The following is a 15,348-nucleotide window of genomic DNA, read 5'->3' on the forward strand; positions in this document are numbered from 1 at the left end:
TCTCTCTTCTCGTGCTCGATCGACTGCCATTATCCACGCCGGCGCCTCGGTCGAACGTGGTTTCATGCACTTCCAGGATGACGATAGCGCGCTTGTGCGGATCGAGAAACCGGCTCTCGTCCTCGGCTATCATCCGCTGCATCAAATCAGATGACCTTGAACATCCTTCATCCTTTCTTCACGAGCCATTTTTTGCCAGCCGATCAACGGACCTGACGGATCGGTGCGCGTCGACGCGGCGAAGCATGGGTCAGCGGCGGACAATGCGAAAGCCGCTATCTGCGCGATGCACGGCCCGCCTGCGGCGGAATGCCGGGCGGAAAGGCTTGCCCGACCATGCCCGACCTTGCATAGAGGCAAGGGCCGGCGCCGAGGGTCGGCACGATCCCATCTTGCCCCCATGGTCCTGCGCGGACTGCGGCAGCAAACCGCCCCGCGCGGATGTTCGTCCGCAAGTCGGAGCTGTCAATGTCGCTGTTTCTCCTTTCTCTCCTGCCGTTCCTGGGCGCGGTGCTTGTGGGAAGCATGCCACGCGCCGGCCGAACGACGCAGGCGATGGCGGCGGGCATCATCACCGGTGCCGCGCTACTGCTTCTGCTAGCTCATGCGCCCGCAATATTTGCGGCCGGGACGGTGTCGGCGACGCTCGAATGGATCCCCGGCCTTGGCCTGTCGGCCAGCCTGTTTCTCGACGCGCTCGGGCTGCTGTTTGGCGGCCTCATTCTCGGCATCGGCCTGCTCGTCATCATCTACGCGCGATTCTATCTCGATCCGAGCGATCCGATGGGGCGCTTCTACGCCTGTCTGCTTGTATTCCAGGGGGCGATGCTCGGCATTGCGCTGTCGGGCAATGTCCTGTTGCTGCTCATCTTCTGGGAATTGACGAGCCTGTCATCCTTCCTGCTGATCGGCTTCTGGCGCGATCGGGCCGAAGCGCGGCAGGGCGCGCGCATGGCGCTGGCGGTGACCGGCGGCGGCGGACTTGCGCTGATCGCGGGCCTGTTGCTGCTCGGCCGGATCGCCGGCACCTATGAACTGGCCGGCATCCTGCGCAGTGGCGCGCTGATCCAGGCGTCGCCGTTCTACCCCCTCGCGCTGGTCCTGATCCTCATCGGCTGCTTCACCAAATCGGCGCAGTTTCCCTTCCATTTCTGGCTGCCCCACGCGATGGCTGCGCCAACCCCGGTCAGCACCTATCTCCACTCCGCGACGATGGTGAAGGCGGGCGTCTTCCTGCTGGCCCGGTTGTGGCCCGCGCTCGCCGGCACGCAGCTGTGGTTCTATCTCGTCGCCACCACCGGCCTTGTGACCATGCTGCTGGGCGCGCTGATCGCCCTGTTCAAGCATGATCTCAAGGCGATCCTCGCCTATTCGACCGTCAGCCAGCTTGGCCTGCTGACGATGCTGTTCGGCTTTGGCACGCCGATGGCGGCGGTGGCGGGGGTGTTACACATCCTCAACCATGCGCTGTTCAAGGCGGCGCTGTTCATGAATGCGGGCATCGTCGATCACGCAACGGGCACGCGCGACGCCCGGCTGCTCGGCGGCCTGGCGACGTTGATGCCGATCACGGCGACGCTGGGGCTGCTCGCGTGCGCGTCGATGGCGGGATTGCCGCCGCTCGGCGGCTTTCTCTCGAAGGAAATGATGCTGGAGCAGGCCGCGCGCACGACGTTGGGCACCCAATGGCTGGTGCCCCTGCTGGCGACGATCGCGGCGACATTGTCGGTCGCCTATTCGCTGCGGTACGCCGTGCATATTTACCTTGGCCGGCGGCGCAGCGAAACGGCGCTCGCGCCGCATGATCCCCCGCCGGGCCTGTGGGGGCCGCCGGCATTGCTGGTCGGCGGCGCAATCGCCCTCGGCCTGTTTCCGATGCTGATTGCTGGCGACCTGGTACAGGCTGCGGCCGGGGCCGTCATCGGCGCGCCGCCCCCCGCCTTCGCGATCAGCCTCTGGCACGGCTTCACCCCGGCCCTGGGGTTGAGCGTCATGGCGGTCATTGCCGGCGCGCTCATTCTGGCGGGCTATGCGCCGATCCTGCGCCGATGGGACGGGCTTCCCCTCCCTGTGGCCCAGTCGCTGTTCGACGCTGGCGTCGCTATCCTGGTGACGGTGAGCGATCGGATCACCCGCGCCATCCATAACGGCTCGCTCCAGCGCTATCTGGGCGTATTGTTCGTCGTGGCGATCGCTGCCGGCGCGGCGGGGCTGGCAACCGGTGGTTTCGCCGCCGGTCAGCGCCCGACGCTGCCAGCGTCACCCGTCGCGATCATCGGCTGGCTCACCCTGATCGCCGCGACGGTGGCGGTCATCCGCGCGCAACGGCAACGCTACTTCGCGCTGATCTATATCAGCGTCATCGGCCTCATCGTCTCGCTCGGTTTCATCTATCTGTCGGCGCCCGATCTCGCGCTCACCCAGATTTCGGTCGAAATCGTCACCATCCTGCTCCTGCTGCTGGCGCTCAACCTGCTGCCCAAGCATCCCTCGCGCCTCAGTTGCACGGCGCTGCGGCTGCGCGATGGAGCGCTGGGCGCTGCGGGCGGATGCGGCGCGGGCTTTCTCGCCTGGGCGGTCATGACCCGTCCACCAAACGACCCTATTTCCGCCCATCATTGGGCCAACAGCTATTCGGGCGGCGGGGGCACCAATGTCGTCAACGTCACCCTCGTCGATTTCCGGGCGTTCGACACGTTCGGCGAAATCATCGTGCTCGGCATCGCCGCGCTCGCCATCTTCGCGCTGCTTCAGACCGCGACGCGCGGCGCTTCGGGCCGGCGACTTTTGCAATGGATGCCTGACCTGGTGCGCTCGCCCGAGCACCATCCGATGATGTTCGTCGTGGCGACCCGGTTGCTGCTCCCGCTCGCTTTGCTTGTGGGCGTTTATATCTTCCTGCGCGGTCACAATTTGCCGGGCGGCGGCTTCATCGCCGGGCTGGTGGTGTCGATCGCGATCCTGATGCAATATATCGCCTCCGGCTTCGACTGGACCGACCATCGCCGGCAGGTCGATGAACATGCGATGATCGCGTGCGGAGTCCTGATCGCCGTGGCGACAGGGCTCGGCGCGCTGTTGTTCGGGAAACCGTTGTTCACCAGCGCCTTTGGCTATTTCAGCCTGCCGCTCATCGGCACTTTCGAGCTGGCCACTGCCATGGCATTCGATGTCGGCGTCGGCGTGACCGTCATCGGCGCGGTGATGCTGGCGCTCGCCGAACTCAGCCATGTCGCGCAGCGGGCCGAAAAGGATGCCAGAACCGAACATGCCATGGATGTCGATCCCGGCCGTTCGCGGGTGCCGGCACGATGAGCCTGGAATTTCTGGTCGCCAGCACCGTTGGCGTGCTCACGGCGGCGGGCATATATCTCTGCCTGCGCGGCCGTACCTTTCCGGTGGTTCTGGGGCTGGCGATGCTGTCCTATGCCATCAACGTCTTCCTGTTCGCGATGGGCCGCTTGGTGGTGGATCGTCCACCGCTTTACGCCAAGGGTCTGGTCGACCATGCCGACCCCCTGCCGCAGGCGCTGGTGCTGACGGCTATCGTCATTTCCTTCGGCATGACCGCGCTCGTCGTTGTCCTGTCGCTGCGAACCTATCTCGAAACCGGAACCGATCAGGTCGACGGTCTGGTCGACGACCAGCGCGATGAGGGCGAGGCATGACCGACCTGATCGTCGCTCCCATCGTCCTGCCCGCGATCGTCGCCGCGCTGTCGCTGCTGTTGCGCCGCCGGCAACGCTGGCTTGCAGCCGCGCTCGGCCTCGCGGGCTGCGCGATGCTTTTGCTGATCGCCCTGGCGCTGTTCATGCGCGCATATGACGGCACGATCCTGGTCTATGCCCTTGGCGACTGGCCCGCCCCTTTTGGCATCGCGCTGGTGCTCGACCGGCTTTCGGCGCTGATGCTGCTGCTGACGGCAATATTGGCGATGGTCATCCTGTGCCATGCCATATTGACGGGCCTTGACCGCAGGGGATGGCATTTCCATCCCCTCTTCCAATTCCTGCTGGTCGGGATCGACGGCGCATTCCTGACCGGCGATCTTTTCAACCTGTTCGTCTTCTTCGAAGTCCTGTTGATCGCCTCCTACGGCCTCATGCTCCACGGCCAGGGGGCCAGTCGCCTCAGGGCCGGCGTCCAGTATATTGTGATCAACCTGGTGGGTTCGACCTTGTTCCTGATCGGCATCGGCCTTCTCTATGGTGTGACCGGCACGCTCAACATGGCGCATATGGCCGAGCGCGTGGCGACCCTGCCGCCGGGGGATCGGGGCCTTGCGGGCGCGGGCGGGCTGTTGCTGATGGTGGTGTTCGCGCTCAAGGCGGCGCTGCTGCCGCTGCACCTGTGGTTGCCGCGCACCTATGCCAGCACCGCGCCCGCCGTGGCCGCGCTGTTCGCGATCATGACCAAGGTCGGCGTCTATTCGCTCATTCGCGTGACCGTCCTGATCTTCGGCGCCGGGGCGGGGCCACTTGCATGGATGTCCGCGCGCTGGATGTTGCCGGCGTCGCTGCTCACCGTCCTGATCGCCTTTATCGGACTGTTGTCGGCGCGGGGGCTGCGTGAACAGGCCGCGTTCGGCATCGCCGGGTCTACCGGCACGCTGCTGGTGGCGGTGTCGCTGTTCGAGCCGCGCGCGATGGCCGCCGCCCTCTATTATCTTCCCCACAGCACGTTCGCCGGCGCGCTCCTGTTCCTCGTTGCCGATCTGGTCGCCCGTCGCCGCGCCGATCAGGGCGATGCCATCACCGTGGGGCCGCGCTTTGCCGATATCGAAGGGATTTCGCTGCTCTACCTGCTCGCCGCGATCGCGCTGGCGGGCATGCCGCCGCTGTCGGGGTTCATCGGCAAGCTGCTGATCCTCGACGCCGTGGCCGCCCATGCCGCCGCAGGCTGGATATGGACGACCATTCTTGTCACCACGCTGATCGCGATCATCGGCCTGGCCCGCACGGGGAGCACCCTGTTCTGGAACAGCAGCGCGAACGGGCAAGCGGCGCGGCCGGCGGTGGGGGGAGTCCACGCCGCCGAACTGCTGCCGGGCGCAGCGGTCATCGTCCTGATGGCCGTGCTGGTCATCGCCGCCGGCCCCGCCACCGCCTTTGCCGACATGGCCGCGACCCAGCTGTTCACGCCGCAAGCCTATATCGACGCCGTGCTCGGCCAGGGCGGGGGTGGATGAAGCGATGCTGAGACGGCTTTTCCCCCATCCCGGCCTGACCGTGCTGCTCGTCATCGTGTGGATGCTGATGCTCAACAGCATCAGCATCGGCGGCCTGCTCCTCGCCGCCCTGCTCGGCACGCTGATCCCGATCTTCACCGCGCCCTTCTGGCCGGACCGGCCCCGATTGCATTTCGGCTGGCCGATCGTCGACTATTGCGCCGTGGTGATCGGCGATATCGTCATCGCCAATTTTCATGTCGCCCGGATCATCCTGTTCCGGCAAAACCGTGACCTGCGCTCGCGCTGGCTGGTCATCCCGCTGGAACTGCGCTCAACCGAAGCGATCACCGTGCTTGCCGGTACGATCAGCCTGACCCCCGGCACGGTGTCCGCCGATGTGTCCGCCGATGGCCGGTTCCTGCTGGTCCACGCGCTCGACGTGGCCGACGCCACCGCCGAAGTCGCCCGTATCAAGCAACGCTACGAGGCGCGGCTGCAAAGGATTTTCCGATGATCGGACTTGCCCTTTCCATCGCATTCGCCTGCCTGGCCGCAGCCTTTCTGCTCGCGTTGTTCCGCCTGCTCGCCGGGCCGACACGCGGAGACCGCATCCTGGCGCTCGACACCATGGTGATCGATGCGATCGCGCTCATCATCCTGTTGGGCATCCATCGGACAAGCACGACCTATTTCGAGGCCGCCCTGCTGCTCGCCATGGTGGGCTTCGTGGGCACCGCCGCCTACTGCAAATTCCTCCTGCGCGGGGACATCGTCGAATGAACATGGTCGCCGAAATCGCCATCGCGTCGCTGATCGTGCTGGGCGGCGCGTTCGCGCTGATCGGCAGCGTGGGGCTGGTTCGCCTGCCCTCGCTGATGACGCGGCTGCACGGCCCGACCAAGGCGACCACCCTGGGCGTGGGCGGCTGCCTGATCGCCTCGATGCTCTATTTTCCGGCGATAGGCGCGACATGGTCAGCCCATGAATTGCTCGTCACCCTGTTCCTGCTGATCACCGCGCCGGTGTCGGCGAACATGATCGCCAAGGCCCATCTTCACCGCCAGCGGTGGCGGCTGGACGATGACGCGGCGGACGGTATCGAGGAAGACCTGCCCGAACCGGGGGCCGATACCGGCTGGGCAACATTCTGGGAGCCGGAATCGGCGGCGCCTTCCGCCAACCCGGCAGGGCGCGGGGCTTCCGCTATCCCACCATCCGACATTTGACGCCCATCGCCTGCGCCAGCTGCTTCAACCGCCGCTCCACCGCTTCGCCATAGAGATCGACATCGCGATCGCGCAGCGCCAGCGTCAACACGCCATCCCTGACATCCAGCCGACCGGTCGCCAGCGGCCCCTCTACCCCGCCCGACAGGCGCTGGCCCAGGCGAATGGCCAGCCCCCAGAGCATCGCGCGGCGCAGCATGTCGGGCGACGCGAGCTTTTCGAGCGGGGCGGGCGTGGTCGCGCCGCCGCCGAAATTGCTGTGCAGCGCCTGCGCCAGCATCGCCCGTTCCGGCGCGCTGATGCCGACCCAGTTGCCATGCAGCGCGATGTCGACGCCACGTTCGGCGCGAAAATCGGGATTGGCGCGCCAGCCGACATCGGCGAGCAGGCACGCGGCCCTGCGGATGCGCCGCCACGCGCCGGCATCGTCCTGAAAGATCGGCGCGATCCAGCGTTCGATCATATCGCCGTGCCCGGCGAACCGCGCCTGCGCCTCGCCCTCCGCCTCGGCGGCGACCAGCAGCGGGTCCTGATCGCGGATCTCGGGCGACAGCTCCTCGAACAGCAGCCCCTCGCGCAGGCCATAGGCCGACACGACCAGCCGTTCGCTGCGCAACTGGCGCACAACCACCGACAACAGCGCCGCCGCGTCGGGCAGGGTGGGCACGCGCGACCCGGTCATCGCCGGGATATCCTTGAGCCGCGCGCGCCCGACATGCGACACGATTCGGGTCAGTTGCTCGGCGCGGCTGGCGGGCATGTCATATTGATGCACCACCGGCAGCGGAAAGCTGGTCAATTGCATGTCGAAGCGGGCCAGCGCGCGCCATGATCCGCCGACGAGGTAAAAGGGCAGGTCCGGCGACGCACGCCATCCCGCCTTGTCGAGCATCTTCCTGACCTGTCGTTCCAGCGCGCCGCGCCCGCGGCCACGTATTTCCGGCAGGCGCAGCACACCCAGCGGGAGCGAAATCGTCTGATGCACCGCCCCGTCGCGGATGCGCGCCAGCTCCAGACTGCCGCCGCCCAGGTCGCCGACGATGCCGTCGGCGCCCGGAATGCCCGACAATACGCCCCGCGCCGCGGCGATCGCTTCCTGCGATCCCGACAATAATTCGACCGTCAGGCCCATGGCGCCGGCGCGAGCGATGAAATCCTGGCCATTGGTGGCATCGCGCACGGCGGCGGTGGCGACGCAGCGCACATTGTCCACCGCCATCTCGCGGCACAGATGGGCAAAGCGGGCGAGCGCGCGCAGGCCGCGTTCCATCGCTTCGGGTTCGATTTGCCCGGTACGGCCCAGCGACGCTCCCAGCCCCGCCATCACCTTTTCATTGAACAGGATGAACGGGATGCGGCGCGGCCCGTCATACACCACCAGGCGGATGCTGTTGGATCCGATGTCGATGATCGCGCTGCGCGCGGCTGCGGCTTCGGGCGTGGTCGCCATCGTCTGCGCGATCACGCGAACCCGGTTCAACATAGATGCCATCGGTTCAGGCCCGCAATCGCAGGCTGAGCGTCGGCACGACGACGCTGTCGAGCGCCGCGCCCCGGCCCGACAGCGACGGGTTGGTCATGAAATAACGGTGCAGGTTGAACGGCTTTTCGCCCGGTTCCAGCCGTCGGTAATGACCATCGCTTTCCAGCTCCCAGCTTTGTTCGGTGTCCATCAGGTTGGCGACCATCACCTGGTCCAGAATCTGGTCATGCACCGTCGGATTGCCGACCGGCAGCAGGAATTCGACGCGCCGGTCGAAATTGCGCGGCATCCAGTCGGCCGAGCTGATGAATACCCGCGCGCCATTGTTGGGCAGCGGCTTGCCGTTGCCGAACACGGTGATGCGGCTGTGCTCCAGGAAGCGACCGACTACCGATTTCACCCGGATATTTTCCGACATTCCCGGAACGCCGGGCCGCAGGCAGCATATGCCGCGCACGATCAGTTCGATCTGGACGCCGGCATTGCTGGCGGCATAGAGCTTTTCGATAATCGCCGGGTCCACCAGCGAATTCATCTTCGCCCAGATCGTGCCCGGCCGCCCGGCGCGGACATGGGCGATCTCCGCTTCGATCAGGTCGCACAGGCTGTTGCGCAGATCGCGCGGAGACATGACCAGCTTTTCCAGGCCCTGCGGTTCGACATAGCCCGTGATGTAATTGAACAGCGCGGCGGCATCGCGGCCATAACGCGGATCGGCGGTGAAGAAACTGAGGTCGGTGTAGATGCGCGCCGTCACCGGATGATAATTTCCGGTGCCGAAATGGCAGTAGGTTCGGAACTGCTCGCCCTCCCGCCGCACCACCATCGATATCTTGGCGTGCGTTTTCCAGTCGATGAAGCCATAGACCACCTGCACCCCGGCCCGCTCCAGCGCGCTGGCCCACAACAGGTTCTGCTCCTCGTCGAACCGCGCCTTCAACTCCACCACGGCCGTCACCGACTTGCCCGCTTCGGCGGCGTCGATCAGCGCGCGGATGACCCCCGACTGCTTGCCCGCGCGGTAAAGCGTCTGCTTGATCGCGACGACGTCGGGGTCGATGGCCGCCTGTTTCAGGAAGGCGATGACGACGTCGAAGCTTTCATAGGGGTGGTGGACAACGATGTCCTTGGCGCGGATCGCGGCGAAACAGTCGCCGCCATATTCGCGGATTCGCTCGGGGAAGCGCGGCGCATAGGGTTCGAACTTGAGGTCGGGCCGATCTTCGTCGACCAGTCCCGCCAGGTCGCCGATACCCACGAAGCCCTCGACCTCGGCAATGATCGCCTCATGCCCCTGGAGCATGTCCTGGAGCATTTCCTCGACCGGTTCGGGAATGCGCTCCTCTATCTCCATGCGGATGACCCGGCCTCGCCGCCGCCGCTTGATTGCGCTGCGGAAATAGCGGACCAGATCCTCGGCTTCTTCCTCGATTTCGATGTCGCTGTCGCGGATGATGCGGAACACGCCGCTGTTGCGCACCTTGTAACCGGGGAACAGTTCGCCCGACATCCGGCGGATCACCGCTTCCAGCGCCATGTAGCGCACCGTTTCGCCGGGTATCCGCACGAAGCGGGCCAGCGAAGAAGGGATCATCACCAGTTCGCGGATCGGCTGCTTGTCCGACAGCCGCTCCAGGTCGAAGACGATCGACAGGCCCTGATTGGGAATGAAGGGAAAGGGATGCGCCGGGTCGAGCGCCTGGGGGGTGAGGATCGGGAATATCTGGGTGCGGAAATGCTCGCACAGCCAGTCGTGCGTGGCCTGGTCGATGTCGGAACTGGCGCCGATGACCTCTATTCCCGCCGCAGCGATTTCGCCGTGCAATATGCCCCATACCTTTTGCTGGGCGCTCATCAGGCGGGCGGATTCCTCGGTGATCGCGGCAAGCTGCTGCCCCGGCGTCAGCCCGTCGATCGACCGCAGGTCGACATCCTGCAACTGCTGGCCCTTCAGCCCCGCGACCCGCACCGAGAAGAATTCATCGAGATTGGCCCCGGAAATCGACAGGAAGCGCAGCCGCTCCAGCAGCGGGTGAGCGCGGTTCATCGCTTCTTCCAGCACCCGCTGGTTAAAGCTCAGCCAGGACAGTTCGCGATTGAAATAGCGGTCGCCGGTCAGCGTCAGGGAAAGGGGATCGGCTTCGGCCAAGGACGCGCTCGCTTTTTTCAGAAGGGTCGGTCAGGCTGGACTATAGGCAAAAATCCCGCGCCTTGCAGGACTTCTTTCGCTCTTGCGGTCGAAATCTTGCGTCCCGATGACAGTGCATCGCCATTCAGCAGCCCGGTGACGGTCGCTATCGCGCCATAGCTTCGCTCGATCCGGCGCAGCAGCCAGTCGGCCAGATCCGGCGTGAAGGCGGTGCCGGCAACCGCCAGCCGCTGCTCGATCAGCGCGCGGGCCAGCGCCTCGTCGGGTTCGGCGATAGCGACATGCGGCGCGGCCGCCAGCCGCGAACGCAGGTCCGGCAGCGCCACCGTCCAGCTTTGCGGGGAGCGGCGTCCCACCAACAGCAATGGCACCTGCTCGGTCTGCGCCCGGTTCCAGGCGTGGAACAGCCGATGTTCGTCCGCGCCCTCAGCCTCGTCGATCACCTCGCCACCGGACGCGCGGGCGAAATGTCGGGCCAGCGTCGACCGGCCCGATTGGGGCGGGCCGGTCAATATGCTGGTCATCACCGGCCAGTCGCGCCATTGTTCCAGGTGGCGAACCGCCAGCGCATTGGCCTCGCTCAGCAGGAATTCGTCGCGCTCGCCGCCGCCCGCCCAGTCGAACGGCAGGCCGATCTGGTTCATGGTGCCCCGTTCGTCGCCGTCCGGCGAGCGATGCGCAGCGTCGTGCCCGATGCGGTGACGCTATAGCCGCGCGCCGCCAGCCCCGTGCGCAGCATCTCGACCGACCCTTCGAAACTCACCTGCATCACCGACATGCCGCCCAGCGCCAGGCTGCTGGTCGCGGCCGACCGCACGCCGGGGATCGACCGTACCAGCGCTTCGGCCTGGCCGATGGCCGACACGTCCGGGGTTTCATACTGGATCGAAAAGCTGGTGGCGCTGCTGGCGGCGCCGGGCAGGTCGAGACTTTCGATCGGCAACTCGGACGCATTTTCCATTTCCAGCGTGGCGGGATCGACCGGCTCCTCGATGATCAGCGACGGATCGGGGCGCAGGCGCCCGTCGTTGAGCGCGGCCACATAGATCTGGTTGATTCGTCGCAGCGCTTCGTCCAGCATCGCCGGGATCGCGCTGTCGGCCGATGCGCGCAGCTTGAACCCGCCCAGCAGCATATTGTCGGGACCATAGCGCGCGGTGAAGCTGCCCGTTACCGGGCCGCCCGGCCATTGCCGCTCCAGCCGCGCGATCGGGATGACCACGTCGGCAGCGCCATATTGATCGAGCAGCACCCGCCACCACAGCCGCCCGCGCCGCCCGGTCTGGCCGGCGTTCAGCAATATGGGGTCGGCGATCGATCCGGCGACGCGGACATAGTCGATCGCGCTTTCGCCGGTGCGGTATCGCGCCCAGGCCCTCTGCCATTCGTTGGTGCGTTCGTAGCTGACCGCCGACCCGCCGTCCCACAGGACCGGGATGACCAGCAACGGCGGCGATCGCAATGTCTGCCCGCTCACGCCCAGCAATTGTCCGGTCCGCGCCCGGTCGAACAGCACGCCCAGCGTCGCAATATACCGATTGGGTCCGGGCTGTTCATATTGAATCTCGATGCCCGAAACCATCGCGCTCAGTTGCGAATCGGTTAGCGCCGGCGCGCCCGCGCCGCCATGGGTGCGCGCCCACAGCATCCGCCACGCCTGCCGCTGCGCCAGGCGCCAGCCGGCCTCGCGCGCGCTGTCGCCATCCTTGGCGAACACATCGACCTTGACCCCGCTCACCTCGAAATCGCCGCCGCTCGCGATGGGGGGGACGCCCCGCTCGCCTTCCATCTGGGCATAGAGGCCTGCGGCCGCGACGCCGATCGCAATCGCGATCAATATCTGGCCGGGACGCGCGAGCGCGCGCAAAAAGCGCGAGATCGGCAGGAAAGGGCGGGAAGATGGCGGGGCGGAATTCACGGGCGCTCTTTTGGCGGGATTCGCTGCATATGCCAAGCATCCTAATTGGACGTTTCACTTTCGCGTCGCTTTGCTCTAGGCGCACAGGCCATGAGCGAAGAATCCTACAGCTACGCCAAGGCTGGCGTCGACATCGCGGCGGGCAATGCGCTGGTGCGCGCCATCGCCCCCCTGGCAAAGGCAACGCGCCGCCCCGGCGCCGATGCCGAACTGGGCGGGTTTGGCGGCTTTTTCGACCTCAAGGCGGCGGGCTATGACGATCCGTTGCTGGTCGCGGCCAATGACGGCGTGGGCACCAAGCTCAAGCTGGCGATCGACCATGACCGGCATGACGGCGTCGGCATCGATCTGGTCGCCATGTGCGCCAACGACCTGATCGTTCAGGGGGCCGAACCCTTGTTCTTCCTCGACTATTACGCCACCGGCAAGCTGGAAAGCGGCGTCGCCGAGCGCGTGATCGCCGGCATCGCCCAAGGGTGCCGGATTGCCGGCTGCGCGCTGATCGGCGGGGAAACCGCGGAAATGCCCGGTATGTACGCGCCAGGCGACTATGATCTTGCGGGCTTCTGCGTCGGTGCGGTCGAACGCAGCAGGGTGCTGACCGGCAGCCGGGTGAAGGCGGGCGACGTGCTGATCGGCCTTGGCTCGTCGGGCGTTCACAGCAACGGATTTTCCCTCGTTCGCCGGCTCGCCGCCGACAAGGGCTGGAAGCTCGACCGGCCGGCGCTGTTCGACAATGAAGTGCTGCTGATCGACGCGCTGATGGCGCCGACCCGCATTTATGTGAAAAGCCTGCTGCCGCTGGTCCGCGCGGGGATGATCAATGCGCTTGCCCACATCACCGGCGGCGGCCTGCTCGAAAATATCCCGCGCGTGCTGCCGCAGGGCTGCCATGCCATGGTCGATGCCGACGGATGGGAACAGCCGCGGCTGATGGCCTTCCTCCAGGCGCAGGGGCAGATCGAGCCGGAGGAAATGGCGCGTACCTTCAACTGCGGCGTCGGCATGGTGCTGGCGGTCGACGAAAGCCATGTCGCGGGCGTGACCACCGCGCTCGAAGCAGCCGGCGAAACCGTGGTGAGCCTCGGCAGGGTAGAGGCGGGCGAAAAGGGTTGCACCGTCTTTGGTTCGGCCGAAAGCTGGAGCGCGCAAGCGGACTGGCGCGCGACGCATCTGGGCTGACGGCCTGCCCCCTCTTCCCTCCGTTCGGTTCGAGCCTGTCGATAACGGAGCGCGGCGTTCTCGACAGGCTCGAACCGAACGGGGATGGGATTCATGACCAAAGCCAAAGTCGCAGTCCTGATTTCCGGTCGCGGGTCCAACATGGCCGCGCTGCTCTACGCCGCAAAGGCGCAAGACTGTCCTTATGAAATCGTGCTGGTCGCCGCCAATGATCCGGCCGCACCCGGCCTGACGCTCGCCGCCGCAGAGGGAATCGCGACCTTCGGCCACAGCCATGTCGGCATGAAGCGTGCCGAATTCGACGCGATCATCGACGCCGAACTGCGCAAGGCCGGCGCGCAATATGTTGCGCTCGCGGGCTATATGCGCCTGCTCTCGCCTGGCTTCGTCGCGCAATGGGACAACCGGATGCTCAACATCCACCCCAGCCTGCTGCCCAAGTACAAGGGCCTCGATACGCATCAAAAGGCGCTCGACGCCGGCGACACGCATGCGGGCTGCTCGGTTCATATCGTCACCGCCGCGCTCGACGATGGCCCGGTGCTGGGGCAGACGCCGGTCGCGATCCTGCCCGGCGACACCGCCGATACGCTCGCCGCGCGCATCCTGATAGCCGAACATCAGCTTTACAGCCGCACGCTCGCCGATTTCGTGATGCGCGAACGATCGCCGCAATGGTTGCTCGCCCAGGTCCGCGCCCATGCGCTCGCGCTGCCGCAGGCGGACGAGACCATTTCCCACGGCATGCCCTGCTTTGGCATTACAAAGGGCAAGAAGTTCGCCTATTTCTCGCACGACCATCATGGCGACGGCGTCATCGCCGTCATCGTCAAGACGACCGCGCCGGAAGAACAGGCGATGCTGATCGAGCGCGATCCCGACCTTTATTATCGCCCCGCCTATTTCGGCAATGACTGGGTCGGCATTCGCCTGGCAGGCGGCGACACGGACTGGGATTTGATCGCGCAGCGCCTGGCGCAAAGCTGGCGCGAGGTCGCTCCGCGCAAGCTCACTTCGCTCATCGACGCAGCGGACGAGTTTTAGCCCGCCAGCGCGCGCCGCACGATCGCGCCGTAAATCGCGGTCAGCGCATGCAGGTCGGCAATCGCCACCGCCTCGTCCAGCTTGTGCATCGTCGCGTTGGTAAGCCCGAACTCGACCACCGGGCACAGCCGGGCCAGAAAGCGCGCGTCGGACGTGCCGCCGCTCGTCGACAGTTCGGGCTTCAGGCCGGTCACATCCATGATCGCGTCGGACACCTGCGTCGACAGCCGCCCCGGTGCGGTCAGAAACGGCTCGCCGCTGATCCTGGCCTCCACCGTCCCGCCCTCGGCCACCGCCAGCGCGCTGATCCGTTCGGCCAGCGCCGCGCCGCTGTGCCGGTCGTTGAAGCGGATCGAAATGCGCGCGGTCGCAGCCGCCGGAATCACATTATGCGCGACATTGCCGACCTCCAGATCGGTGATCTCGATATTGCTCGGCTGGAACCAGTCGGTCCCTTCGTCCAGTACGAGCGCGTCTATCGCCGACAATATGCGGATCAGGCGCGGGATCGGGTTGTCGGCAAGATGCGGATAGGCGACATGGCCCTGAGCGCCGGCGACCCTGATCCACATATTCACAGATCCGCGCCGACCGATCTTCACCATGTCGCCCAGGCGCGTGACCGACGTCGGTTCGCCGACCACGCACAGGTCGGGCCACAGTTCGCGCGCCGCCATCCGCTCCATCAGCGCCAGCGTGCCATGCACCGCCGGCCCTTCCTCGTCGCCGGTAATGATCAGGCTGATCGTGCCGGACAGGTCTTCGGGCAGGCCAGCCAGCGCCGCGACGAAGCAGGCGATCGCCCCCTTCATGTCCACCGCGCCGCGGCCATAGAGCAAATCGCCGCGCACTTCAGGCACGAACGGATCGCCGGTCCAGCCGCTGCCGGGCGGAACCACGTCCAGATGGCCGGCAAAGGCGAAATGCGCCCCGGCCCCGGTGGTGCGGTGCGCCAGCAGATTTTCGACCGGCCCATCGGGCGCTTCGCCGGCGATGAACCGCTCGACCGCGAAACCCAGCGGCACCAGCATCGCTTCCAGCGCGGCAAACACCTCGCCCCGCGCGGGAGTAACGGATGGACAGGCGATAAGGCGCGTTGCGAGCGCCACCGGGTCGGCAACGGAGCTGGTCATGGGCACATGCGTTAGCGAAGGCTGAAAGATTTGGCCAGCGGCA

The 15,348-nt window shown here is 66.1% G+C and carries 13 protein-coding genes; 8 read left to right on the forward strand and 5 right to left on the reverse strand.

The genetic code is table 11. The annotated features are described in order from the left end of the window. Positions 1–468: 468 nt before the first annotated feature. Genes WG908_RS03335 through WG908_RS03360 form a run of 6 tightly spaced genes read left to right on the forward strand, consistent with a single transcriptional unit; the run spans position 469 to position 6,396 of the window. A complete protein-coding gene (locus tag WG908_RS03335; RefSeq protein WP_340185152.1) occupies positions 469–3,315 on the forward strand; it encodes a monovalent cation/H+ antiporter subunit A in 2,847 nt (948 codons plus the stop codon). Further along, positions 3,312–3,668: a Na+/H+ antiporter subunit C gene (locus WG908_RS03340; protein WP_340185153.1), complete on the forward strand. Its 357-nt coding sequence runs from the start codon at positions 3,312–3,314 to the stop codon at positions 3,666–3,668. The genes WG908_RS03335 and WG908_RS03340 overlap by 4 nt, the downstream gene beginning before the upstream one ends. Further along, positions 3,665–5,188: a monovalent cation/H+ antiporter subunit D gene (locus WG908_RS03345; protein ID WP_340185154.1), complete on the forward strand. Its 1,524-nt coding sequence runs from the start codon at positions 3,665–3,667 to the stop codon at positions 5,186–5,188. Before WG908_RS03340 ends, WG908_RS03345 begins: the two co-directional genes overlap by 4 nt. A 4-nt stretch (positions 5,189–5,192) precedes the next feature. Beyond that, a complete protein-coding gene (locus tag WG908_RS03350; RefSeq protein WP_340185155.1) occupies positions 5,193–5,684 on the forward strand; it encodes a Na+/H+ antiporter subunit E in 492 nt (163 codons plus the stop codon). Beyond that, a complete protein-coding gene (locus WG908_RS03355) occupies positions 5,681–5,950 on the forward strand; it encodes a K+/H+ antiporter subunit F (RefSeq protein ID WP_340185156.1) in 270 nt (89 codons plus the stop codon). Before WG908_RS03350 ends, WG908_RS03355 begins: the two co-directional genes overlap by 4 nt. Next, a complete protein-coding gene (locus WG908_RS03360) occupies positions 5,947–6,396 on the forward strand; it encodes a Na+/H+ antiporter subunit G (RefSeq protein ID WP_340185157.1) in 450 nt (149 codons plus the stop codon). Before WG908_RS03355 ends, WG908_RS03360 begins: the two co-directional genes overlap by 4 nt. Here WG908_RS03360 and WG908_RS03365 read toward each other — a convergent pair. The 4 genes from WG908_RS03365 to WG908_RS03380 are packed head-to-tail and all read right to left on the reverse strand — an operon-like array spanning position 6,374 to position 11,946. Beyond that, entirely contained in the window at positions 6,374–7,888 is a 1,515-nt protein-coding gene (locus WG908_RS03365) for a Ppx/GppA phosphatase family protein (RefSeq protein ID WP_340185158.1), read from the reverse strand. The two genes, WG908_RS03360 and WG908_RS03365, sit on opposite strands and share 23 nt — an antisense overlap. A gap of 4 nt (positions 7,889–7,892) precedes the next feature. Continuing rightward, entirely contained in the window at positions 7,893–10,028 is a 2,136-nt protein-coding gene (locus WG908_RS03370; RefSeq protein ID WP_340185159.1) for an RNA degradosome polyphosphate kinase, read from the reverse strand. Positions 10,029–10,045: 17 nt separating this feature from the next. Beyond that, complete coding sequence (locus tag WG908_RS03375; protein WP_340185160.1) at positions 10,046–10,672, reverse strand: P-loop NTPase family protein; 627 nt, start codon at positions 10,670–10,672, stop codon at positions 10,046–10,048. Then, positions 10,669–11,946 carry a heavy-metal-associated domain-containing protein gene (locus tag WG908_RS03380; RefSeq protein ID WP_340185161.1) on the reverse strand — a complete coding sequence of 426 codons (1,278 nt, stop codon included), beginning with the start codon at positions 11,944–11,946 and terminating at the stop codon, positions 10,669–10,671. The genes WG908_RS03375 and WG908_RS03380 overlap by 4 nt, the downstream gene beginning before the upstream one ends. Before the next feature lie 90 nt (positions 11,947–12,036). On the opposite strand from WG908_RS03380, the gene purM reads away from it, so the two are divergent. Together purM and purN are read left to right on the forward strand one after the other, a co-directional pair. Then, positions 12,037–13,128: a phosphoribosylformylglycinamidine cyclo-ligase gene (purM, locus tag WG908_RS03385; protein ID WP_340185162.1), complete on the forward strand. Its 1,092-nt coding sequence runs from the start codon at positions 12,037–12,039 to the stop codon at positions 13,126–13,128. 93 nt (positions 13,129–13,221) lie between these two features. Next, positions 13,222–14,172 (forward strand): phosphoribosylglycinamide formyltransferase, encoded by a 951-nt coding sequence (gene purN, locus WG908_RS03390; protein ID WP_340185163.1) that lies wholly within the window; start codon positions 13,222–13,224, stop codon positions 14,170–14,172. Here purN and dapE read toward each other — a convergent pair. Next, the gene (gene dapE, locus WG908_RS03395; protein WP_445326653.1) at positions 14,169–15,305 is read right to left on the reverse strand and encodes a succinyl-diaminopimelate desuccinylase; all 1,137 of its coding nucleotides are present in this window, start codon (positions 15,303–15,305) and stop codon (positions 14,169–14,171) included. The genes purN and dapE overlap by 4 nt on opposite strands. Positions 15,306–15,348 lie beyond the last annotated feature (43 nt).

Source organism: Sphingobium anseongense, from assembly GCF_037725245.1.
GTDB lineage: Bacteria > Pseudomonadota > Alphaproteobacteria > Sphingomonadales > Sphingomonadaceae > Sphingobium.